The sequence below is a fragment of the Vibrio sp. 1580 genome (genome assembly GCF_033340055.1).
On the sequence record NZ_JAWOVT010000450.1, the window covers coordinates 1 to 601 of the forward strand.

At 44.6% G+C, this 601-nt stretch carries 1 protein-coding gene; it reads right to left on the reverse strand.

From position 1 onward, the window contains the following. Window positions 1-533, reverse strand: a 533-nt coding sequence (locus tag R7093_RS26525; RefSeq protein ID WP_318147189.1) for an AMP-binding protein, incomplete at its 3' end; no start/stop codon positions are given. Window positions 534-601: the final 68 nt, after the last annotated feature.

Consider the following 601-nt stretch of genomic DNA (forward strand, 5'->3'; position numbering starts at 1 on the left):
AAACACAAATGATCATTGCTTAAACAGACGCCTTTAGGCTGACCAGTCGAGCCCGACGTAAATGTGATTTTTCCGGTTTCTGGTAGATAAGCGACTTGTGTATCTTCATCTCCCAACTGGTTACGACGCAGCAAAGGCAAATTTGCAATGGAAAACGAATGGTCTTGCTGGTTAAAGCTTTGCTTAGGATTAGAAGCCAACCATACTTGCCAATCGCCGACTAAAGCATCGACGCCTGATTGCTCTAATGTGTGTTCAACTTGTGCATCAGAGAAAAAAGTCGGAATAGGTACGACGACTATGTCTGCCGCCATCGCCGCCAAATCAACAATGGCCCAATCGATGCTGTTTTCTGCGCGTAGCGCGAGTGCTTTGATGTTCTGTGCAATAAGCTCGGCGGCAACGAGTTCGATCTTGTTTAACAATTCAGAGTAAGTCAGTTCAACCGTTTGATTCGCTTCGTAGCCGACAAGTGCTACTCGATCTGGTGTCGTTTTTGCCCATTTTGTAATGGCATCGAGGAGAATATTCATACATCACCTATATTCTGAGTTGTGTTTAACCAAGTTGTTGTGGTTGTGTTTGCGTTTTTAACGACGTT